The organism is Enterococcus sp. DIV0086 (assembly GCF_050498705.1).
GTDB lineage: Bacteria > Bacillota > Bacilli > Lactobacillales > Enterococcaceae > Enterococcus > Enterococcus faecalis.
Genome location: NZ_JBNIDN010000001.1, coordinates 1,651,348 through 1,672,427 on the forward strand (window position 1 = coordinate 1,651,348; position 21,080 = coordinate 1,672,427).

Here is a 21,080-nt window from a genome sequence, read left to right on the forward strand (position 1 = left end):
ACCACACTCAAAAATTTTATCTATTTTCCAAACTCATTTTGAAGTTTATCCAGTGCTTCTTGTGCACTTTCTTCATTCAATAATACTTTTTGGAATTCTTTATCTGCAGTATCACTTACTTTACTCCAATCACTATCTACTGGCGGTAAAATTAGATAGTCTAATGATTCAAATACAGCTTTCCGATTTTCTGGTGGTGTTTGTTCTAAATATGGTTTTAAAGTTGAATCATCCGTAATTGCTGGTAGTTCCCACCCATTTTCTACACGAATTGCCGCAGCTTCTTTGCTCGCACTCATGAATTGAGTAAATTTATAGGCTGCTTCAGCATGTTTGGTATCTTTAGAAACTGCTAAGCCATTCGCAAAAAAGTGCGTTGCTTTTTCTACATTCCCAGCTTCAACTTGAATATCCCAATCAAAATCAGCCTCTTTAAATTGACTAAACATCCAAATTCCAGTATGAACCATTGCTAGTTGACCATTTAAGAAAAGGTCTTCTGAATTTTGACCAGACATTTCTTCTGGCGAAGGGGCTATTTTTTCTTTGGTTACGTTGTTCACCATATATTCCAGTGCTTCAACATTTTTTAAATCATTGATTGTCCAATTTCCAGCATCATCCTTTAATTTCCCACCATTTTGAGCAGCAACTTTGTAAAATTCATTCATTGTAACAGGCGCATACGTGCCATAAATATTTTCTTTTGCATTTGTCAGTTTTTTAGCAGCTGCCACTTCATCTGACCACGTCCAATCTTTTGTAGGATAGTCGATATTGGCTTTGTCAAAGAGATCTTTATTATAAAAAGTCACTACGTTTGAAAAACTTTCAACCATTCCGTATTGCTTTCCATCATACTGATATGCTTCAAAAGCTTCTTTATTCAATGTCTTGCTGTCAAAATTCTGATCCTCTGCAATGTATTTATCCAAGTTTAATAATGCCCCTTTTTCTGCATAGGAAACAAAGTTCTCATAGTTCAATTCAAAAACATCTGGTGCTTGACTTCCTGCCATCAACGTCTGTAGCTTCGTAAAATAATCGTTGTACGGCACTAATTCAACATCAACTTTGATTTCTTTGTTTTCGGCTTCAAATTTTTCAACCATCTCGTTTAGCTGGTCTTCATAATCAGGTGTAGCTGAAAAACTATAATATTTTATTTCTGTTTTGTTTTTGTCGGATGTAGAGTTGCCTCTACCACAAGCGCCTAATACCAATAACGTCAATGCTGCAATGCTCATAAATAATAATTTTTTCTTCATATTTTTCCCTCCATTTTTTATTCTTTCATACCACTCATGGTCATCCCTTGAATGAAATATTTTTGTGCAAATAGGTAAACTGCTAAAATAGGAATCACGCTAATTACAACGCCAGCCATTACAAGGTTCCAGTTGGTACTCCAACGACCTTGTAATAATGAAAGTCCCAAAGGTAAAGTAGCCATTTCACGACTACTTGTAGCGATTAACGGCCACAAATAATTATTCCATGATTGCATAAATGTAAAAATAAACAATGTTGCTATCGTTGGTTTTACTAACGGCAAATCAACTTTTATAAAAACAGTCCAGTGATTCGCACCATCCATGAAAGCTGCTTCTTCTAACTCAATAGGAATGTTCAAAAATGCCTGTCGCATAAGAAATACACCAAACACACCAAAGATATTTGGTAAAATTAGTCCTTGATACGTATCAATCCAGCCTAAATTTTTCAAGAGAATAAATTGAGGAATCATGATTACTTGTGACGGAATCATCATTGTACTCAAATACAGTAGAAACAATAGGTTTCTTCCTTTGAAACGCATTCGGGCAAAAGCATAAGCTGCCATTGATGCTACAATGATTGTTCCCACGGTTGTCACCAAGGATACAATGATTGAATTTTTCATAAATATTAGCATTGGAAAACGGTCGATTACTTGTTGATAATTTTCAATCATGGGATTTTCAGGAAGAAATGTTGGTGGAAAGACCATTGTCGCTCCACGTTCTTTTAATGACGTGGAAACCATCCATAAAAACGGCAAAATCATAATGCCGCAGCCCATAAGAACGATCAGATATTTCAAAATCGTTACTAGTCTTACTTTTTTCATTTCGTCAACTTCCTTTCTCCCCACATCTGAACAACCGATACGACTAAGATAATCAAAAATAATATCCACGACATAGCCGCCGCATAGCCCATTTCTGAATATTTAAACGCCGAATTATAGATGTTTTGTACCAACACTGTCGTTGCATCTCCAGGACCACCTGCTGTCATGATATTTACTTGATCAAATACCTGAAAAGAATTAATTAACGAAATCATTGAAACAAAAAAGGTTGTTTGTTTTAGCATAGGTAAAGTAATCTTCCAAAATTGATGCCACTTATCAGCACCATCAATATCCGCTGCCTCATAAAGTGATACAGAGATATTTTGCAAACCACCAAGATAAAGGACCATGATAAAACCAATATCTTTCCAAACGCTTGTGATAATAATAGCTAGCATAGCGGTCTTAGGATCATTTAACCAATTAGGTCCATGAAGCCCAATCATTGTCAAAAAATAATTAATCAAGCCATACTTCGGATTAAACAACCATTTCCAAACCAATGATACCGCCACCCATGATGTCACTACAGGTAAGAAATAAACCCCTCTAAAAACAGGTTTTAAGCATAATTTACTATTTAACAACAATGCCACAAGTAGCCCAATTATCATCACGGAAGGTAAATAGCCAATTATAAACAGAAACGTATTTTTCAAAGAATTCCAAAATGTAGAATCATTAACTAAACTTTGATAATTTTTTATCCCAACAAATTTCATTGGATTGATTAAATCCCAATCAGTAAAACTCACCCCAAGAGAATAAAATACTGGATAGATAATAAATACTAAAAAACCCATCAAACTCGGTAGTAAAAATAAACTTATCCATAATGCATTGTTTTTTTTTGAACCAATCATCGCTTTCCTCCCCCCTTAACTTTCTTCTATATAAAAGACTTCCGTTAATAAATCTGTTAACTGTTCATCTTTAAAGCACTTGACAGTTAACAATTTATTTTTAAAATCTGTAGTATCGGCTAGTATTTCCCATAATTGATTTTTTAAATCATAGGAAATTTCTGGTAAATCAATGCGCTCAAAGAGCATATCTGTCATCATTTGTTTGTCTATTTCTTTTACTGGTAACGACAAGTGTTCAACAATCTCTGCTCGGAAAATATTTTCAGGAAAAGCAGAACCATCACCAGCTTCTACACAATGTAAAATCAATCTATGACTTCTGTCACTAGGGATAATCGATAACTCACCATTGATCGCAATTGTCACTTTCAAATTTTCCCAGTCTAATTTGAAAGAAGTAGTACAACGTTTACCCTCTTTTTCTTCGATTAAATGATATTCTCCTGACTGACCAGGAAAAACTTTCCATTCAATGACTTTTGGTAGTTCATCTGGCTTTGTTGTGAGGAAATCTGCTGCGGTTGGAATAATAGCTCCTCCTCTGACAAACACAGCGCTTTCATTAATTTTTCGAAAAATACTAATTTCAGTATCCCCTTCATAACGATAGCCATTATGGTAGTCATACCACTTTCCTTCGGGCAGCCAGATATCTTCTTTTGAAAATTTATACGTTTTATCTGTAGGGTGAACGATTGGAACAACCAGAAGTTCATTCCCAAAATAATATTGATTTTTATAGTTATAGGCTGCATCTTTTTCTGGATTTTCGTAATACATAGGTTGTAGCAAAGGGCTTCCTTGTTCACTTAGTTCTACATTTGCTGTATATAGATACGGCAATATGCGATGCCGCTCTCTCAAGGACTCCTTCATGGCCTCTTCAATCATTGGTGGAAAATTCCAAGGCTCTTTTCCATTAAATGGACTGGACGAACTATGTAAACGATTAATTGGACTATAGATACCGAATTGCATCCATCTTAATGTCAACTCATCATCTCTCTTTCCACCCATATGTCCGCCAATATCATGGCTCCACCAAGAATAACCAATGTTAGAAGCAGTCGCTGTAAAATAAGGTTGAAATTGTAGTGATTCCCAACTGATAATCGAATCCCCAGAAAAGCCAACTGGATAACGATGACTGCCCGGGCCTGCATATCGTGAAAGAATCAAGCCATCTTTTGTTTTGTTATTATCTTCAAAATGATACTGGTTCAATAGCCACAAAGGGTCTAAACCATCCTCTTTACTTTGTTCACCTTGTTGCCAGTCAATCCACCAAAAATCAACGCCTTGTTGTTCTAAAGGATGATGGACATCTTTAAAATAACTTTCAACAAATGCTTGACTCGTCATATCAAATTCTGCCGACTCTTCAAGTAAAACGTTTAACTTTAATCGGTCAGCAACTTTCGGATAACAATCTTCAAATGCTCGAATGCCATCAGCAGGGTGAACATTTAACGTTACCCTCAGTCCTCGCTCATGCAACTTTTCTAAAAATTCAGCTGGTTGAGGAAATAATTTTCGATTCCAAGAATAGCCTGTCCAGCCACTGCCAAATCGACTGGGAATATCTCGAAGATGCCAGTCCATATCAATCACACTCACTGAAAGCGGGATTTCTTCTTTTTTAAATCGATCCATTAACGCTAAATATTCCTGATCTGTATAAGCCCAAAATCGACTCCACCAATTTCCAAGTGCATAACGAGGCAGAATCGGTGTTGCCCCAGTTAACTTGAAATAATCTTTGAGTGCTTTTTTGTACTCATGTTGGTAACCAAAAAAATAAATATCTTTATGTTCCACTTGTTTTGATTTAGGTAAACCTTTAGTTGATACAATAAATGAGGTGGAATCATCAAGTATGGCATAACCTTGTCTAGAAATGATTCCTTCCTCTAGCTCAATTTCTCCATCTACGTTATCAAGTGTGCGAACAGTTCCTTTTAAAGTATTTACTTTTTGGCCGTAATACCATTTATTATTGTAATCAGTAAAATTAGATTTCATAGTAATTACCAGCCCTTGACTGGTAAAAGCTTTCTTATCATAAGTTAGGTGAAACGCCTCCGTATCAATCTCTAACCGTTCATTTTTTTCCTCTAGTTCAAACTCAAACTCAGGAAACTCTCTATTTTGAATCACCTGTGTCTGCTCATCAATAAAGAAGTTCTCTTTTGAATATTCCATTCGAATTAGCTGTGGCGTTAATACTGTAAATCGATATCCCTTTCCCACTATTTTCTGCTTACTTGATACTTTTACCATCTCACTCTGTCCTTTCCAATACTGACTCTCGACTAATTAGCTGACCTTCAATCATAATATTTCTTTCAAACTGCTTTTCTGACCTTTGAAGCATATCGTTGATTAATTTAACAGCAATACGTCCCTTTTCTTTTTGTCTCAAATCAACGGTAGACAGAGGAGGATTCAATAGTTGAGAAAATATATTATTGTCAAAACTAATCAGTGACTTGAATTGCTGATTTCTTTCTCTTAATTTATACAAATATTGTGCTGCTAAATAATCTGAATTAATGATGGATGCGGAATAAGTTTCTTCAGCTTCTATAAAATTAGTCAATTTTTCTTCCGAAAATAACAGTTTATCGTCAGCAGCCAAGCCAAATTCCAAAAGTGCATCTAAATAACCTAAATAACGTTGTGGGACTACGCCATCATCTTTTAATGAAAAAGCTGGACTGAAAAAGGCAATATTTCGATACCCATAATTTAATAATACTTTTGTAGCTTCATAAGCAAGTTTTCTGTCATCATTATTGACAAATAAAATTTGTGGATTTTGGATAGATAGATCATAATAACTATCAATAAAGACCATGGGTTTACTGATTTTTTTAACAAGTTCTGTAATAATATTTTTAAATGCACCAATAATGATAAAACCATCAAAATTCCAGTTTCTTTGCAATAAATCAATGTCTTTTAATTCATTAAATCCATGAAATAAGATGAACGTCCCTTGTCGTTTTGCTTCAAATTCTAAGCCGGTCATCAAATCAGCAATAAATGGATCGCCAAAATCGATTTCTTCTTTAATAGAGTAATATAAAATACCAATCATCTTTGATTCCTGTGCTACGAGGGAACGAGCATTTAAATTAGGTGCATAATTGTATTTATCCATCAACTCATGAATTTCACGTTTCTTTTTTTCTGAAACACGGTTTGCTTTATTATTAATGACATTTGAAACCGTGGCGATACTGACTCCTGCTTCACGCGCAATATCCTTTATCGTAATTTTTTTCACAAAAACACTCCTATCAAATAAAGTTAAACGTTTAACTTTATGAATTAAGATTAGCATAGTTGCATTCAGCTGTCAACGCTTTCATTAACAAAAAATAACGTTTTTGACCGATTGATTATTCGTCTCGTTAACGAGTTCTATATCTTTTGAAAATCACATAGTATAACTTGTTACCATACCTCCTGCTTATTTCACTACTTTTGCAAAGCTCTTGCTATCCTTTTTACGTTAGGAAACCGCCCCTATTTATGATACGGTTCCCCTTTCATAATCCGAAAACCGCGATAAATTTGTTCCACTAATACCAAACGCATTAACTGATGTGGATAAGTTAAGCGGCCAAAAGAAATTTGTTGGTTACTTCGCTGAAGGACTGAATCACTGAGACCTAAGGAGCCACCAATGACAAAGGTTAGATTACTTTTGCCACTAATCCCTAATTGTTCAATTTCTTTTGAAAATTCTTCACTAGATAATTGTTTGCCATTAATGGCTAAAACAAAGACGTATTCGTTGTCATTAATTTTCCCCAAAATACGTTGGCCTTCTTTTTCTTTGACTTGAAGCATTTCAGCGTCACTGAGTTTTTCTGGGGCTTTTTCATCTGGTACTTCAATGATTTCCATCTTGGCATAGCTATTTAAACGTTTCAGATATTCATTAATGCCTTGAATCAGGTATTTTTCTTTCAGTTTTCCGACTGTTACTAGTTTAATTTTCACCTATTCCACTACTTTCTCGTTTTCTCTTCTTTCTTATTTTAGCACGAAGTTTGGCTACTTTCCACAACGTTTCCACATACTTATACACATATACACAGAGTTATCCACAGAACAAACTAAAAAATTACTTTATTTAACAGCTTTTTCAATACAAACACATATTCGCCACTGATTTGTCCACATTATCCACATTCTGTGGATAACTTTTCTGAAAACTGTACACAGAGTTATTCCCGATTTGTTCACATTTTTCTGTGTATAACTTTTTCATTCGTATTTTTTCTGTAATTTTTCCCTAAGTTGTTCATAAAAAATTCAAAGCTATTCGATAGACTAAAGGAGTAGGAAACAGATATACTTAATATAGAAAATTCAGATGCACTTATTGGGAGGTTATTTTATGCAACGAAAAGATGTTACACCTAATTCAGATAAAAAAAGTTTATTGCAAAAATTTGGGATTGGTTTAGCTGGCGGCTTACTTGGTGGCGCCCTTATTCTAGGAGGCGCTTATTCTGGGATTATTCCCACACCCAACGGCGGAAATAATGCGGCGACGACGACATCCACTAATCACGGCGACACAAAAGTCAGCAATGTAAGTTACAATGTGTCTAGCGATGTCACAAAAGCCGTGAAAAAAGTTCAAAATTCTGTGGTTTCTGTCATTAATATGCAAAGTGCTAGCAACAATTCTTCGGCAGATGATCCTTTTGGGGGATTGTTCGGTGGGAATGAAGGTACTCAAGACTCTTCCGGCAACAATGGTAACGATTTAGAAGCAGCCAGTGAAGGTAGTGGGGTTATTTATAAGAAAGATGGTAAAACGGCTTATGTCGTGACAAATAACCACGTCGTAGATAAAGCGCAAGGATTGGAAGTTGTTTTATCTGATGGTACCAAAGTGAAAGGCGAATTAGTCGGAACCGATGCTTACACGGATTTAGCCGTGATTAAAATTTCTTCCGACAAAGTTGATCAAGTCGCTGAGTTTGGGAATTCTAGTAAAATCACAGTCGGTGAGCCTGCTATTGCAATTGGTTCCCCGCTAGGTTCTGATTATGCTAACTCTGTCACACAAGGAATCATCTCTTCTGTGAATAGAAATATTACCAATAAAAACGAGTCTGGTGAAACCATCAATATTAATGCCATTCAAACCGATGCTGCCATCAATCCAGGAAACTCCGGTGGTCCACTAATCAATATTGAAGGACAAGTCATTGGAATTAACTCAGTAAAAATTGTGCAATCAACTAGTCAAGTGAGCGTTGAAGGGATGGGCTTTGCCATTCCAAGTAATGACGTAGTCAACATTATCAACCAATTAGAAAAAGATGGTAAAGTGACGCGGCCAGCTCTCGGGATTACGATGTCTGATTTAACAGGTATCTCTTCACAACAACAAGAACAAATTTTAAAAATTCCAGCTTCTGTAAAAACTGGCGTAGTGGTTCGTGGTGTTGAAGCAGCGACCCCTGCTGAAAAGGCTGGATTGGAAAAATACGATGTTATCACGAAAGTTGACGGCCAAGACGTAAGCTCTACTACAGATTTACAAAGCGCGCTTTACAAGAAAAAAGTTGGCGACAAAATGGAAGTGACTTATTATCGTGGTTCTAAAGAAATGAAAGCAACCATCGATTTAACCATTGATAAATCAGCTTTAACACAACAAAATAATCGCAGCAATCAATAAAAGAAAGAAACGACCTGTTGTCTGAACAACAGGTCGTTTCTTTCTTTTATTCTCCTACCGCAAATGCAGAACCAACTTCTGCATCAAAAGGCAATTCTAAGATTCCTTTTTTAGCTGGTGCATTTGGTAAACGTAATTCTTTTGCTGAACAAATCATTCCAAAACTTTCTTCACCACGTAAAACCCCTGGCCAAATCATTAAACCATCAGGCATCATTGCGCCTGGTTTGGCCACAACTACTTTTTGTCCTGCTTTGATGTTCGGTGCGCCACAAACAATTTGTAAGATTTCGCCGTTGTCTACTTCTGTTTGTGTGATAGATAAATGATCTGAATCTGGGTGTTTTTTACATGATTTGACAAAGCCGACCACAATTTTAGGGGTGTCGTCTTTTTCAAGGGTTTCTGAAAATCCCGCATCTTTAATCGCTGTATTGACTTTTTCAATTTGTTCGTCTGTTAAAGTCACTTGGCCGGTGCCATTAATGTCACCTAGAAGCGCTGAAGCATTGAAAATATTCCAAGCTACCACTGTTTCTGGCGCCTCAACTAAACTTACACGTGCCACATCGCCGACACGTTTTACTTGGTTTTCCGCCCCTTGATCGTCCGCAACGATGACAAGTAAGACATCGCCAACGTGTTCTTTGTTATATGCAAAAATCATTTCTGTTCCTCCTCTGTCGTTTTCCTGTCTTATCTTATCAAAAATTGACCCCTTGTGCATACTTTTTTGTCGAAAAACTAAAAGACTTGGAAAATATGTCGCTACGACTTATTCTCCAAGTCCTCAATTTTGAGTGACAAGCCGCTGATCCTTTGAAAAAACAAAAGAAACGTAGGGTCAACTCTCTATTCAATCAATAACTTTTTTTGCTTATTTTTCTTCAGAGTGAACAATTAAGACATCGCAAGGGGCTTGACGAATAATGTAGCTACTGACGCTTCCCATGACCACACGTTCGACTGCGTTTAATCCTGATTGTCCCACCATAATTAAATCAACATTGTATTTTTCAGGTAATTCATGACTCATGACTTCTTTGGGTGAACCAAACATGGTAACTGTTTCAACATTATGAAAATCAACGCTTTCAGCATACTTTTTACAATCGGCCATTAATTCTTCCGCAGCGGCTGTTTCTTGATCAATTAATTGATCATTTAACGTCGAATACCCCATCATTGTATACACTTGATTTTCTAAAATATTTGCAACAATGACTCGGCTTCCGTTTCGACGAGCAACCTCAATTGCACGTTCATAAGCTAAATTAGCTTGATCACTACCGTCTACGCCGACAAGAATATTTTTATACATTTGTTCTTCCATTTTCGTCACCTTCCCGATGGAGGCTGATCTAAAAGGCTTCTTTGACTAAGAACCTAGAGTCAAAAATGAATTTAGGACCCTTGCGCAGAACGCCCTTTTGTCCAGCTGATTCTCTCTTAATTTAATGGTTCCTCTGGTTCATGAAAATTAGCCTAAGCTAGTTAAAAATGCACTGATTTCTTCTTTTGTTTTTCGATCTTTATTTACTAAGCGTCCTAACTCTTGACCGTTTTCAATTACGACAAAACTCGGAATACCAAAAATATTCCACTCGGCAGCCACGTCAATAAACTGATCACGGTCGACTTCGATAAATTGAAAAGCTGGAAATGCTTCTTCAATTTCAGGCATGACTGGTTTAATGAAACGACAGTCTCCGCACCAATCAGCAGTAAAGAAGAAAACATTTTTACCTTTTTCAACATAAGTTGCTAGTTCTTCTAATGAATTGGGATAAATCATTTAAACATCCTCTACTTTCCGTAAACAATTGTATTAACTGTTGATTTATCCAAGCCACGTAATGCTTGTAACAACATTTCCCGCGCTGCTTCATAATCCGCAATACTAAACATTGTTTGATGCGTATGGATGTAACGACCACAAACGCCGATGACTGTACTTGGTACACCGTTATTAGTTGTGTGCGCTGCCCCAGCATCCGTTCCGCCTTTAGAAACAAAATATTGATACGGAATATTGTGTGTCGCTGCTGTATCTAATAAGTATTCACGTAAGCGAGGCAATGTGATCAAACCTGGGTCGAAAATCCGTAATAACGTTCCTTCACCTAAATGACCATATGTCCCTTTTTTCGTGTGAATATCATCTGCCGCTGAACAATCCACCGCAAAGAAGATATCTGGATTAAATTTATGAACAGATGGTTTAGAACCACGTAAACCGACTTCTTCTTGTACGTTTGCTCCAGCAATTAATGTGTGGCCTAATTCTTCATTTTGTAACGTTTCCAATGCATCTAATACCAACGTACAACCATAGCGGTTATCCCATGATTTACTGATAATATTTTTGCCATTAGCTGTTTTAATCGTTTCTGTTTGTGGAACAATGGAATCCCCTGGACGAACGCCAAAGCTTTCAGCTTCTTCTTTTGAAGAGAATCCTGCATCAAATAACACATCAGAGACTTCCAATTGTTTTTGACCACTCGTACCACGCAACAAGTGTGGCGGAATAGATGAAGAAATACATGGATAGTTCCCTTTACTTGTTTTTAACGTAAAACGTTGTGCTGAAACAACATAGGGATTCCAGCCACCTAAAGGAACCACTTGGAATAAACCATTATCGTTAATTTGAGTTAACATGAAGCCAACTTCGTCCATATGGGCTGCTACCATTACGCGTGGCGCTGCTTCCACTTTTGAACGTTTAATCCCAAAAATACCACCTAAACCATCATATTGGACATCGTCCACTAATGGGGTGATATGTTCTTTCATGTACGCGCGAATGTCGTCTTCAAATCCGCTGGTTCCTTGTAATTCAGTTAATTCCTTGATTCGTTGAAATGTTTTTTCTTCCATAGATGTATGTCCTATTGCTTTTGATTTGTTGGAAATTACGCCAACCAAGCGTCACTTTTTCTCTAAAAAGTCACTTTATCCTGTCGATAAAAATAGGTACTCCTTTCATATGATTTCACTCTTATTATAACGCAAATACTAGAAAATGCACATCGCTTTCTCTTTTTAAACGTGACAATGAGAATGCCCTAAAAGAATGATTGAAAAACTTTTTTTATTTCTCAGCGGCCCCTTCTCTATGGTAAAATAAGAGTGATACTGACAAAAGTAATAGTAAGCAGAAACCGACCAAGGGAGGTCATACAAATGAACGAAGAAAATGAGTTGACATACTTTAAAGGCGGCTTAGCGCTAGGCGTTGGTCTTGGTTTAGTAGGCGGCATTGCCTCAACCTTGTTCTACCATAAGAAAAAAACAATCTCCGCTGATCTCGTCTTAGAAAATGTAAAAGCTGCTTTTTTAAAAGAAGGACCGATTGAAGGTTCGTGGATTGAGTTTGAGAAAAAGCCTTTGCGGAAATTCGCCATCCACTCCAAAACATATACTGGAGGAATTTGCCGCATTGAAGACGACGGCATTGTTCAATACGAATTCACTGCAGATGCCTACACAGGAACTGTCATTGACATCCAACGATTAAAAGATTAAAAAGATTGTTACAAAAGCACTTATTTGCTTTTGTAACAATCTTTTTTTCTTCTCATTTGTTTTTTGTAAAAGGGATGTTTATTTTATGTCAAAAAAATCAAATCAATGATGAATAAATACTCAAAAATTGAATGTTTTCTGCATGGAAATCAGCTTAAATCTTTACTTATCAACGTTTGTCCACTTTTTTCATAAAAAAGATTAGACATTTTTTAAAAATTGATAAAAGAATAATCATTTCTAACGATTTTTTAATTTCTCCTTTTCATTTTTACATTATACTGAGAGTATTGCTAAAAATGAAAAGGAGCGTGTCAAATGAAGAAATCTGTTTTATTTACTTCATTACTTGTATTATCAAGCTTAGCTTTAGCGGCCTGCGGCGGTGGCAGTGACGATAAAGGAGCAAGCAACGGCGGCAGCGACAACCAAGTATACACAATGGTTGAATCCCAAGAAATGCCTAGTGCCGATCCGTCCCTTGCGACAGATGAAGTGAGTTTTACCACTTTAAATAATGTCTACGAAGGAATCTATCGTTTAGATAAAGACAACAAACCCGCGCCTGCTGGTGCAGCCGAAAAAGCGACTGTTTCAGAAGACGGTTTAGTTTACAAAGTTAAATTACGTGAAGAATCAAAATGGTCTGATGGCAAACCAGTTACTGCTGCAGATTACGTTTACGGTTGGCAACGAACAGTGGACCCTGCCACTGCTTCAGAATATGCCTACATGTTTGAACCAGTAAAAAATGCTGAAAAAATTTCTAAAGGGGAACTACCTAAAGAAGAATTGGGCATTAAAGCAATCAATGATCATGAATTGGAAATCACTTTAGAAACAGCAACACCATATTTTGACGATTTATTGGCTTTCCCTTCTTTCTTGCCGCAACGTCAAGATATCGTTGAACGTTTTGGTAAAGATTATACAAAGAGTAGCGATAAAGCAGTCTACAATGGTCCGTTTACGCTAACTGAGTTTGATGGTCCCGGAACAGATACTAAATGGTCTCTAACTAAAAATGAAGAATATTGGGACAAAGAGACTGTCAAGTTAGATAAAGTCGCTATCAACGTGGTGAAAGAAGCCCCAACTGCCTTAAATCTTTATGAAACTGGTGAAGTGGATGATACGTATTTATCTGGCGAACTGGCCCAACAAATGCAAAACTCGCCTGACTTGGTCCAATTAAAAGCCGCTTCTTCTTTCTATTTAGAAATGAATCAAGCAGATGAAAAATCACCATTGACCAACGCAAACTTACGTCGTGCTATGTCTTATGCCATCGATCGCGATTCATTAGCTAAAAACATTTTAGCCAATGGCTCTCTTCCTTCACAAGGCTTCGTCCCTGTGGATGTCGCGAAATCACCAAAAACGGGTGAAGACTTTGTTAAAGAAGCTGGTAGCGACAAATTAGTCAAATACGACAAGAAAAAAGCTGTGGAATACTGGAACAAAGCGAAACAAGAACTTGGTGTTTCCAACTTAACGGTTGATTTAATGGTAGACGACTCTGAAGGCGCTAAAAAAATGGGCGAATATCTTCAAGGATCACTATCTGATACTTTGGAAGGCTTAAAAGTAACTGTGACACCTGTCCCTATGGCTGTTCGCTTAGATCGTACCTTAAAAGGGGATTTCCAAATCGCTGTTCGTGGTTGGAGTGCCGACTATTCAGACCCAATTAACTTCTTAGATTTATTAGAAAGCTCAACTTCTAATAACCGTGGACGTTACAGCAATCCTGAATACGATAAATTCATTGCTGCGTCCAAAACCACAGATGTTAACGATCCTGAAAAACGCTGGGAAGATCTAATCAACGCTGAAAAAACAGTAATTGCTGATATGGGTGTTGTGCCAATTTACCAAAAAGCAGAATCACACTTACGTGCACCAAACGTGAAAGAAATTATTTATCATCCAACAGGTGCTAAATACGACTTCAAGTGGGCGTATAAAGAATAATCACTCGATTAAATTTAGAAAAAGATTTGGAACAATAGCGATTTTGGCTATTGTTCCAAATCTTTTTTATATAATCCCGATTAAAGAACCTAACAACCCAAAAATCACAGTAAAAATAATTAAAGCAATCGGCGTGCGTCCTTTTTTCAACATAATAAAACAAAACAGCGTAAACACTAACGGTAATAAATTGGGCATGATTGTATCAAACAATTGTGTTTGAAGGTCTAACTTAGTATCTTTCAAGCGAAAAACAAAAGTTGTCGTTAATTGTACACTCTTCGGAATCAACGCACCCACCACGGAAATTCCTACAATTGTTGCTGAACGAGATAATTTTTTAGTACTTTCGCTTAAAACTGAAATTGCTTTGACACCCATTTTATAACCTAGATTAATTAACCCAATTTTGGCAGCCATATACGGAATATTAAATAACAACAAGAAAACAATTGGTCCTAAGATATTGCCTTCTAATGATAGTTGTGAACCAATCGCTGCTGCAATCGGCAAAACGGTTAAATAAAATAGCGCATCCCCAATTCCTCCTAACGGGCCCATCAACGCTGTTTTAATCGCTTGAATGGATTTTGGTGATTCTTTTGACTCTTCCATTGCAATAATCACACCATGCATGAACGTCACTAATTGTGGATTCGTGTTCATAAATTGTAAATGATTTTCCAAAGAAAGAGCTAACTCTTCTTTATCACGATGAATCTTTTTCAATCCTGGAATTAATGAGTAGGTCCAGCCGCCTGCTTGCATTCTTTCATAATTAAATGAAGATTGTAGCAGATACGAACGGAACATTATTTTTTTTAACTCTTTTTTTGTTATTACTTTTTCGGATATCGTATCATTATATGTTTCTTCAGATGCCATCTTCTTCAAACCCTCCATTATTATTTGATGCAGTGACTGTATTATTTCTTTGTGCGTAAAATTCATATAAAGCAATTGCGACAGCTAAACCTGCAACCGCTAATGTATCTAATCCTAAATAGGCAGCCATAACAAACCCAAAAATAAAGAACGGTACGTAGGATGTTTCCCACATCGTTTTTAATAACATGGCGAAACCTACTGCTGGCATCATCCCACCTGCAACGCTCAAGCCATGAATACTCCATTCGGGTAGAATAGAAATGAAACTAGATGCTTTATCAGCACCAAAGAAAATACATAAAAATACTACAAAAAAATAACAAATGAATAAAACGATTGGTACAAAACTAGACAATCTTTCGATGCCCCTTGTATCTGCTTTTTTTGCATAAGCATCAAATTTATGCATAATTGGTGACATCGCTGTATATAACAAGGTAATTAACGCTTGCGCTGCAACTGCGAAAGGAACAGCCAACCCTACGGTTACTTGCGGGTCAGATTTTGTGATAATTGCTAACGCTGTTCCAATAACTCCCCCAATTACTACGTTGGGTGGTTGCGCACCGCCGATTGCTACTGCACCAATCCAAACTAACTCTAGCGTTGCTCCAGTGATTAACCCTGTGTTGACATCTCCCAATATTAAACCAACAATCAGCCCTGTAACAATCGGACGATGAATATGTGTCTGTAAGACAAGCTTATCAACCCCTGCTATCCCAGCCCAAATTCCTACCAAAATTGCCTGTACTAACATTTTTTTCCTCCTATTAGACTTCGTCTACTTTTTATAAACTGTTTCACCATTTACTAAGGTTTCTAGTACTTCGTATTTCTCATCAATAATTGTAAAATTACCTAAAAGCCCTAGTTTGATTTCTCCCATAGATTCGTTCACATTCAACAAACGAGCTGGATTTTTCGTGACTGAATTAATTGCAATCACTTCTGGAAGTAATGCTTTTTCAACAAAGTTGCGAACCATATTATTTAAATGGTTCGTACTTCCAGCTAACTTGCCATTCGCTAAACGAACCACATTTTGTTCATCAATAACCATTTCGATCCCTTTTTCTGGTTTTGGATAAACGCCTGGTTGACATCCTTTGGCCCAGATAGAATCTGTCACAGCAATTAAATAGTCCTTGCCTTTTAGTTTGGCTAACACACGTACTAATGAATAATCAACATGTACCCCATCAGCAATAATTTCAGCAAACGTTTCTTCACTATCCAAAGCAGCAACTACTGCGGTTGGTTTTCGATGACTGATATCTTCCATCCCATTAAACGTATGGGTAAAACTTTTTGCACCTGCTTCGACAGCTGCCATTGCTTGTTCATAGGTTGCAGCCGTATGGCCAATTGAAATGACTACATCATGTTCATGACAATATGTAGTTAAGGCATTCTCTACATCATTTTCTGGTGCCAACGTCATTAATTTTATGTGCCCTTTTGCTAACTCTTGCCATTTTTTAAATGTCTCTACGGAAGGTTTTACTAATAACTCTGGATTATGAGAGCCACGAAATTCTTCAGAAATCATTGGTCCTTCCGCATGAATCCCTAAGATTTGTGCCCCGTTGGTTCCTTGGTCTTCCTCAATAAATGAACCAATCACTTCAAATGAATGTTCCAAGTCTTTTGGAAATGTTGTTGACGTTGTTGGTAAAAAAGCTGTAATCCCTTCTTCTGGAAGGTAAGCTTGCCACTCTTTGATAAATTCATGATTGGCATGATTGGCATCCCCACCATGCCAACCATGATCATGAATATCAATAAATCCTGGAAGAATGCGCTTTTCTCCGTATTCTTTGTCGACAGCTTTTTCATTGTACGGTAGAATTGCAACAATTCGTTGTTCTGACACTTCAACTTGAGCTGGTTGAAATTGTTCGTTAATCCATACGTTTTTACTTTGAATAATCATTCTTCCCACTTCTTCTCTTCAAAATTATTGTCCAACATTACTTTTTTATGAAAATAATGCATCTAAACTTTCTTCTGGCGTTGACGGTACACGTTGAATCGAAAGTTTAACACCTAATTCTTGTAGCTTTTTAAAGGCGTCTACATCTGTTTTATTAACGGCAACAGCGGTAGCTACTTGTTTTTTGCCTTCTTCCCTATGCATATTACCAATGTTTAATTTTTCAATTGGCACACCACCTTCTACCAAGCGCAATGCATCAACAGGATTATCAACTAACAGAAAAATCTTTTGTCTTTCTGAGGCTTTATGAATGACCTCAATCGTTTTCTTAATGGAGAAAAAACGGGTTTGTACTTCTGCAGGAGCCGCCATGTTTAACAATTGTTGGCGCATTGTATCCTCAGAAATTGCATCATTTGCGACTAAAATTAAGTTGGCGCCTAAAGAACCGTTCCATTGTGTTGCGACTTGACCATGAATCAAGCGATTATCAATTCTTGTTAATAAAATATTCGGCATAGTGCTTCCTCCTCTTTTCTAATTGGTTAGATTCCGTCTGCTTCTTCTTGAGTATTTGCTTGTGGTTGTTCTAGTTTTTTATGAACAATCCCGTCTCTGGCTGAATCTGTGACCATTGAAACAAAATCTTCTACGTTCGTGCTGATTGTGCGTAATGCAAGTCCTTCAAGAACCATCGGTAAATTTGTTCCTGCTAGCACTTCAACATTTGGATAATTACTTGCGACAGTCATTGAAATTCTAAACGGTGTGCCACCTAAAAGGTCAGTTAAAATGACCACTGCTGGACACGTCTCCAGCATAGAGTCAACGGCTTTACGAATATTTGACTCTAATACATCAAGCCCTGTATCATTGAAAAAAGGGACCGCCTGAATATTTGGTTGTTCTCCTGCAATCATACTAACTGATTGATGCATTCCAGTTGAAAATACCCCATGTCCCGTTAAAATAAGACCTATCATTTATTCTTTCTCCCCTAACTATTTACTGAGCTTACTATTTAATTGGATAAGCAGAACTTATTCCTCAAAGAGTGTAACAATTCTTGTGATAATTGAGTATGCTTTCCCATGATTTTGGACGATGATTTCTATTTAAGAACATGTCCCTATACAGATACAAGGCGTCCCAACTTAAATATGCTTTTGAAAAAATGCTCGATTACAACCGTTAACCCAAATGAGCCAACAAATGTACCCATATACAACACAAGAATAACCAAGCTGACTGGTTGATTGGTTAAAAACGGGTGGACCAGTTTCAAGACCACTTGAAAAATAAAAACATTCGCTAAATAACTGCGATACGCATAAGTGGCTACCCATTTAACCATTGGTAAAAGACGAATCTTTTTGGCTATTCCTTGTGTTCCCAAATAAAAAACCAACCCGATAATCAGTAAACTATAGGCACTTTGAAGAAGATCCAAATAAGGTAGATCGTTCGGTGTCATCTGTGTTCCATCAAATAAATTCCCTTGGACTGCCTGCCAAAAAATAAAAAGAAACAACAGAAATAGGGCCGCTCTCGTCTTTTTCAAGAAAGTAAAAATTCCCCCCTGATACTTCGCTGCGATGACCCCGAAAATACCATAAATGAGATAACTAATCCCTGAACGATCTATTAAGTACCAAAGAGAAGTTTCTGCATATGGAAAAATCATTTTCTGGTACCAGAAGCACCAAAGGATATGCGCACCGAGTGTAAAAAAAATAATTGGTAAAATCACTTTTTTGTTTTTTGTAATTCTTGTTGCCAACCAAATAAAATACGGCATAAATAATTGGAATTGCAACATCATTACGGCATACCATAGATGTGCCGCGCCATCACCACTGAGAACTTTTCCTAGAAATCCTAGGGGCGTTTCATAGGGCATTCGTTGTTGTAAACTAGGAAAAGCGTATAGATAGAGACTGGACCAGACCACATAAGGAAGCACCAATTCATAAAATTTTTCCTTTAAAAATTCAAGATACGATTCAGCTTGACTCTTTAACACCATGTTGTAAATAATTGCAAAAATAAACATGGGTGCCGAATATTTAGACATTCGGTAAAAACTACCGATTGAATTCATTGCTTCCGTTTGCGGAGAATGTGTCAACACGTATGATAAAACCGTTTGTAAAATAACTGATGCTACAGCGAAAACTTTTAAAAAATCGCTGATATTCAGATTTATTGGTTGTTCTTTACTCATGTACGTCCTCTTTCTTTCAATAATTTAGCGTGTAAGTAAGCGCTCGGATTAAGAACTTACTCACACGCTATTCACGCTTCTTTGATTTACATTGCTAGCGATTCATAATTGGCTAACAAGATGCCGCGTTCTTCAATCGCTTCTTTGACTTCTTGGGACGTTAATATTTCCACTTCACGAATTCGAGGCATACAATACCCTGATTGCTTTTGTAAAATAGTATCGATAAACGCAGGATGACAATTGATTTCAAAGACCTCTCCTTCACTACAAGCAACCATATCAAGCAATTGCAAGATGGTTTCAGTTGAAATCGCCTTGTCATAAAATTGGTACAACATTTCATCTGGCGTGCGAACATCCTGATATAACTCTAAATAGTCTTTTGTTTCAATACTTCTTGAAGCGTTACGTAAAGGTAATTGATATTTGCGAGCAAGTGCCAAAGCCACACCTAATAACTTTTCATTTTTTCCATGAACGTTATGATGAGAATCAATATGATCAGGGCGTCTACCACTTTTCATAAATGAAATAATTTGAGCATCCCATTCGTTATAAACCTCTTCTAAATTGACTTTTTCTTCAAAAATCGATTGATGCCAAAAATAACCAGCTTCATCTACTAAGGAAGGAACCATTTCTCGAGGTAAAATAGGTTTTGCTTGGTTCAATGTCAATGTTAAATGGACACCGATAGCTAAAGTCGGTGCACTGATTCGAGCACTCTCCATGGCCTCTAAAAAATAAGGAGAAGTTGGTAATGCGGTTGTTGAAGTAACCACACCACGTTTGTGTGCTTCAATGATTCCTTGCGTTACCGCTGGCGTGTAACCAAAATCATCAGCGTTGATAATTAATTTTTTATTGCTCATTTTTCCCCACTCTCTCTTCTGTTTCATGAATTTTTAGTTGTTTCTCTATTGATTGTAGCTAAGTGGCGCCTTTTTTTATAGCTAGTTTTCTGATTGAGTGCTATAATCTACAAATAAGACCATGTCCCTAAAAAAGGACATTACGTTCACAAACGACAGGAGGGATCAGCATGCTGTTTTTAACCTACGATCCACAATTAAATCCAACAGAATTAGAGATTTACAAGTATATTAGCCACAATATTGAAAAAGTTCCTTATATGACAATTCGAGAATTAGCAGATGAAATTCATTTCAGTAAAACGGCAATCTGGCGTTTTTGTCAAAAATTCGAGTGTGAAGGCTATACAGATTTTAAATTTAAATTGAAGAATTATCTAAGCGAACGAAAAAAAACAGCCCAACCAAAATCTTTAGATGAAACAATGCTGATTCATTTTTTGCAACGCTCATCAGAAGAATTATTAGAAGGACGGATTGTTCAAGCTGCGGAATTGCTGGCAAAAAAAGAATTTGTTCTTTTTATTGGCGAAGGAACGTCCAAAGTCCTAGCTGAATTTGGTGAAATTTATTTTTCCAGTATCTACAATTTATCTGCTTCTGTATCCCACCTTTTTTCCCATCCCGTTAGCAAATTATCCGAAGAAACGACTAAAAAAGTGGGTGTTATCGCCTTATCAGTTTCGGGTGAAACACAAAAAGTTCGGCAAAATATTGATTATTTTATCGAAATGGGGATTGATGTAATTGCTATTACAAATAGTGAAAAAAGCACGATTGCTCAACTTTCAACAGTCACAATCCCCTACTATATAACAACCGAGAAAAGTTCCATTGCAGACGTAACGTCCCAACTACCTGCACTATTCTTAATAGAAAAGTTGGCGAAAACTGTTTCAACGATGTTAAATGAGTGTCCATAATCACTGCAAAAAAAGGAAGGAACTAGCAATTCAT

General features: G+C 36.8%; 21 protein-coding genes. 4 read left to right on the forward strand and 17 right to left on the reverse strand.

Features of this window, described 5'->3' with window-relative positions:
• Positions 1–20: 20 nt before the first annotated feature.
• The 6 genes from IGI63_RS08025 to rlmH form a co-directional block, all read right to left on the reverse strand.
• Positions 21–1,268 (reverse strand): ABC transporter substrate-binding protein, encoded by a 1,248-nt coding sequence (locus IGI63_RS08025; protein WP_429975625.1) that lies wholly within the window; start codon positions 1,266–1,268, stop codon positions 21–23.
• 17 nt (positions 1,269–1,285) lie between these two features.
• Entirely contained in the window at positions 1,286–2,110 is an 825-nt protein-coding gene (locus tag IGI63_RS08030) for a carbohydrate ABC transporter permease (protein ID WP_002404340.1), read from the reverse strand.
• Entirely contained in the window at positions 2,107–2,979 is an 873-nt protein-coding gene (locus tag IGI63_RS08035; RefSeq protein WP_002359095.1) for a carbohydrate ABC transporter permease, read from the reverse strand. Before IGI63_RS08035 ends, IGI63_RS08030 begins: the two co-directional genes overlap by 4 nt.
• A gap of 15 nt (positions 2,980–2,994) precedes the next feature.
• A complete protein-coding gene (locus IGI63_RS08040) occupies positions 2,995–5,262 on the reverse strand; it encodes a TIM-barrel domain-containing protein (RefSeq protein ID WP_429975626.1) in 2,268 nt (755 codons plus the stop codon).
• Between the two features lies 1 nt (position 5,263).
• Entirely contained in the window at positions 5,264–6,271 is a 1,008-nt protein-coding gene (locus IGI63_RS08045; RefSeq protein WP_002359092.1) for a LacI family DNA-binding transcriptional regulator, read from the reverse strand.
• A 242-nt stretch (positions 6,272–6,513) separates the two neighbouring features.
• The gene (gene rlmH, locus IGI63_RS08050) at positions 6,514–6,993 is read right to left on the reverse strand and encodes a 23S rRNA (pseudouridine(1915)-N(3))-methyltransferase RlmH (RefSeq protein ID WP_002355021.1); all 480 of its coding nucleotides are present in this window, start codon (positions 6,991–6,993) and stop codon (positions 6,514–6,516) included.
• Between the two features lie 400 nt (positions 6,994–7,393).
• Between rlmH and IGI63_RS08055 the strand changes: the two genes are divergently transcribed.
• Positions 7,394–8,692: a S1C family serine protease gene (locus tag IGI63_RS08055; protein ID WP_002368406.1), complete on the forward strand. Its 1,299-nt coding sequence runs from the start codon at positions 7,394–7,396 to the stop codon at positions 8,690–8,692.
• 46 nt (positions 8,693–8,738) lie between these two features.
• Here IGI63_RS08055 and ytpR read toward each other — a convergent pair whose 3' ends face one another.
• The 4 genes from ytpR to pepA form a co-directional block, all read right to left on the reverse strand.
• The gene (ytpR, locus tag IGI63_RS08060; protein WP_002361057.1) at positions 8,739–9,359 is read right to left on the reverse strand and encodes a YtpR family tRNA-binding protein; all 621 of its coding nucleotides are present in this window, start codon (positions 9,357–9,359) and stop codon (positions 8,739–8,741) included.
• A gap of 210 nt (positions 9,360–9,569) precedes the next feature.
• Positions 9,570–10,025 carry a universal stress protein gene (locus tag IGI63_RS08065; RefSeq protein WP_002385249.1) on the reverse strand — a complete coding sequence of 152 codons (456 nt, stop codon included), beginning with the start codon at positions 10,023–10,025 and terminating at the stop codon, positions 9,570–9,572.
• A gap of 147 nt (positions 10,026–10,172) precedes the next feature.
• Complete coding sequence (locus IGI63_RS08070; protein WP_002355015.1) at positions 10,173–10,487, reverse strand: thioredoxin family protein; 315 nt, start codon at positions 10,485–10,487, stop codon at positions 10,173–10,175.
• A gap of 11 nt (positions 10,488–10,498) precedes the next feature.
• Positions 10,499–11,575, reverse strand: a complete 1,077-nt coding sequence (pepA, locus tag IGI63_RS08075; protein WP_002355013.1) for a glutamyl aminopeptidase — start codon at positions 11,573–11,575, stop codon at positions 10,499–10,501.
• A gap of 306 nt (positions 11,576–11,881) precedes the next feature.
• Between pepA and IGI63_RS08080 the strand changes: the two genes are divergently transcribed.
• Both IGI63_RS08080 and IGI63_RS08085 read left to right on the forward strand, forming a co-directional pair.
• Complete coding sequence (locus IGI63_RS08080; RefSeq protein WP_002355012.1) at positions 11,882–12,223, forward strand: PepSY domain-containing protein; 342 nt, start codon at positions 11,882–11,884, stop codon at positions 12,221–12,223.
• 318 nt (positions 12,224–12,541) lie between these two features.
• Positions 12,542–14,197, forward strand: coding sequence for a peptide ABC transporter substrate-binding protein (locus IGI63_RS08085; protein WP_002355011.1), 1,656 nt, complete (start codon positions 12,542–12,544; stop codon positions 14,195–14,197).
• Between the two features lie 66 nt (positions 14,198–14,263).
• Here IGI63_RS08085 and IGI63_RS08090 read toward each other — a convergent pair whose 3' ends face one another.
• From IGI63_RS08090 to chbG, 7 genes are all read right to left on the reverse strand, one after another.
• Positions 14,264–15,100, reverse strand: coding sequence for a PTS system mannose/fructose/sorbose family transporter subunit IID (locus IGI63_RS08090; RefSeq protein ID WP_429975627.1), 837 nt, complete (start codon positions 15,098–15,100; stop codon positions 14,264–14,266).
• Positions 15,072–15,845 (reverse strand): PTS N-acetylgalactosamine transporter subunit IIC, encoded by a 774-nt coding sequence (agaW, locus tag IGI63_RS08095; RefSeq protein WP_002355009.1) that lies wholly within the window; start codon positions 15,843–15,845, stop codon positions 15,072–15,074. The genes IGI63_RS08090 and agaW overlap by 29 nt, the downstream gene beginning before the upstream one ends.
• Positions 15,846–15,869: 24 nt before the next feature.
• Complete coding sequence (gene nagA / locus IGI63_RS08100; RefSeq protein WP_429975628.1) at positions 15,870–17,021, reverse strand: N-acetylglucosamine-6-phosphate deacetylase; 1,152 nt, start codon at positions 17,019–17,021, stop codon at positions 15,870–15,872.
• A 45-nt stretch (positions 17,022–17,066) separates the two neighbouring features.
• On the reverse strand, positions 17,067–17,543 hold the full coding sequence (gene agaV / locus IGI63_RS08105) for a PTS N-acetylgalactosamine transporter subunit IIB (protein WP_429975629.1): 477 nt from the start codon (positions 17,541–17,543) through the stop codon (positions 17,067–17,069).
• A gap of 26 nt (positions 17,544–17,569) precedes the next feature.
• A complete protein-coding gene (locus IGI63_RS08110; protein ID WP_002355006.1) occupies positions 17,570–18,007 on the reverse strand; it encodes a PTS sugar transporter subunit IIA in 438 nt (145 codons plus the stop codon).
• Positions 18,008–18,153: 146 nt separating this feature from the next.
• Positions 18,154–19,248: an acyltransferase family protein gene (locus tag IGI63_RS08115; RefSeq protein WP_429975630.1), complete on the reverse strand. Its 1,095-nt coding sequence runs from the start codon at positions 19,246–19,248 to the stop codon at positions 18,154–18,156.
• An 86-nt stretch (positions 19,249–19,334) separates the two neighbouring features.
• Positions 19,335–20,150 carry a chitin disaccharide deacetylase gene (chbG, locus tag IGI63_RS08120; RefSeq protein ID WP_025190278.1) on the reverse strand — a complete coding sequence of 272 codons (816 nt, stop codon included), beginning with the start codon at positions 20,148–20,150 and terminating at the stop codon, positions 19,335–19,337.
• A gap of 143 nt (positions 20,151–20,293) precedes the next feature.
• On the opposite strand from chbG, the gene IGI63_RS08125 reads away from it, so the two are divergent.
• Positions 20,294–21,046, forward strand: coding sequence for a MurR/RpiR family transcriptional regulator (locus tag IGI63_RS08125; RefSeq protein ID WP_429975631.1), 753 nt, complete (start codon positions 20,294–20,296; stop codon positions 21,044–21,046).
• Positions 21,047–21,080: the final 34 nt, after the last annotated feature.

What these genes read in the sequence shown, in the direction of transcription:
- nagA (WP_429975628.1), bottom strand. Translation starts at nt 17,021, where the DNA reads ATGATTATTCAAAGTAAAAACGTATGGATTAACGAACAATTTCAACCA.
- pepA (WP_002355013.1), bottom strand. Translation starts at nt 11,575, where the DNA reads ATGGAAGAAAAAACATTTCAACGAATCAAGGAATTAACTGAATTACAA.
- IGI63_RS08030 (WP_002404340.1), bottom strand. Translation starts at nt 2,110, where the DNA reads ATGAAAAAAGTAAGACTAGTAACGATTTTGAAATATCTGATCGTTCTT.
- IGI63_RS08070 (WP_002355015.1), bottom strand. Translation starts at nt 10,487, where the DNA reads ATGATTTATCCCAATTCATTAGAAGAACTAGCAACTTATGTTGAAAAA.
- IGI63_RS08040 (WP_429975626.1), bottom strand. Translation starts at nt 5,262, where the DNA reads ATGGTAAAAGTATCAAGTAAGCAGAAAATAGTGGGAAAGGGATATCGA.
- IGI63_RS08110 (WP_002355006.1), bottom strand. Translation starts at nt 18,007, where the DNA reads ATGATAGGTCTTATTTTAACGGGACATGGGGTATTTTCAACTGGAATG.
- IGI63_RS08055 (WP_002368406.1), top strand. Translation starts at nt 7,394, where the DNA reads ATGCAACGAAAAGATGTTACACCTAATTCAGATAAAAAAAGTTTATTG.
- IGI63_RS08065 (WP_002385249.1), bottom strand. Translation starts at nt 10,025, where the DNA reads ATGGAAGAACAAATGTATAAAAATATTCTTGTCGGCGTAGACGGTAGT.
- IGI63_RS08115 (WP_429975630.1), bottom strand. Translation starts at nt 19,248, where the DNA reads ATGAGTAAAGAACAACCAATAAATCTGAATATCAGCGATTTTTTAAAA.
- ytpR (WP_002361057.1), bottom strand. Translation starts at nt 9,359, where the DNA reads ATGATTTTTGCATATAACAAAGAACACGTTGGCGATGTCTTACTTGTC.
- IGI63_RS08090 (WP_429975627.1), bottom strand. Translation starts at nt 15,100, where the DNA reads ATGGAGGGTTTGAAGAAGATGGCATCTGAAGAAACATATAATGATACG.
- IGI63_RS08125 (WP_429975631.1), top strand. Translation starts at nt 20,294, where the DNA reads ATGCTGTTTTTAACCTACGATCCACAATTAAATCCAACAGAATTAGAG.
- IGI63_RS08035 (WP_002359095.1), bottom strand. Translation starts at nt 2,979, where the DNA reads ATGATTGGTTCAAAAAAAAACAATGCATTATGGATAAGTTTATTTTTA.
- agaV (WP_429975629.1), bottom strand. Translation starts at nt 17,543, where the DNA reads ATGCCGAATATTTTATTAACAAGAATTGATAATCGCTTGATTCATGGT.
- IGI63_RS08080 (WP_002355012.1), top strand. Translation starts at nt 11,882, where the DNA reads ATGAACGAAGAAAATGAGTTGACATACTTTAAAGGCGGCTTAGCGCTA.
- agaW (WP_002355009.1), bottom strand. Translation starts at nt 15,845, where the DNA reads ATGTTAGTACAGGCAATTTTGGTAGGAATTTGGGCTGGGATAGCAGGG.
- IGI63_RS08085 (WP_002355011.1), top strand. Translation starts at nt 12,542, where the DNA reads ATGAAGAAATCTGTTTTATTTACTTCATTACTTGTATTATCAAGCTTA.
- IGI63_RS08025 (WP_429975625.1), bottom strand. Translation starts at nt 1,268, where the DNA reads ATGAAGAAAAAATTATTATTTATGAGCATTGCAGCATTGACGTTATTG.
- chbG (WP_025190278.1), bottom strand. Translation starts at nt 20,150, where the DNA reads ATGAAACAGAAGAGAGAGTGGGGAAAAATGAGCAATAAAAAATTAATT.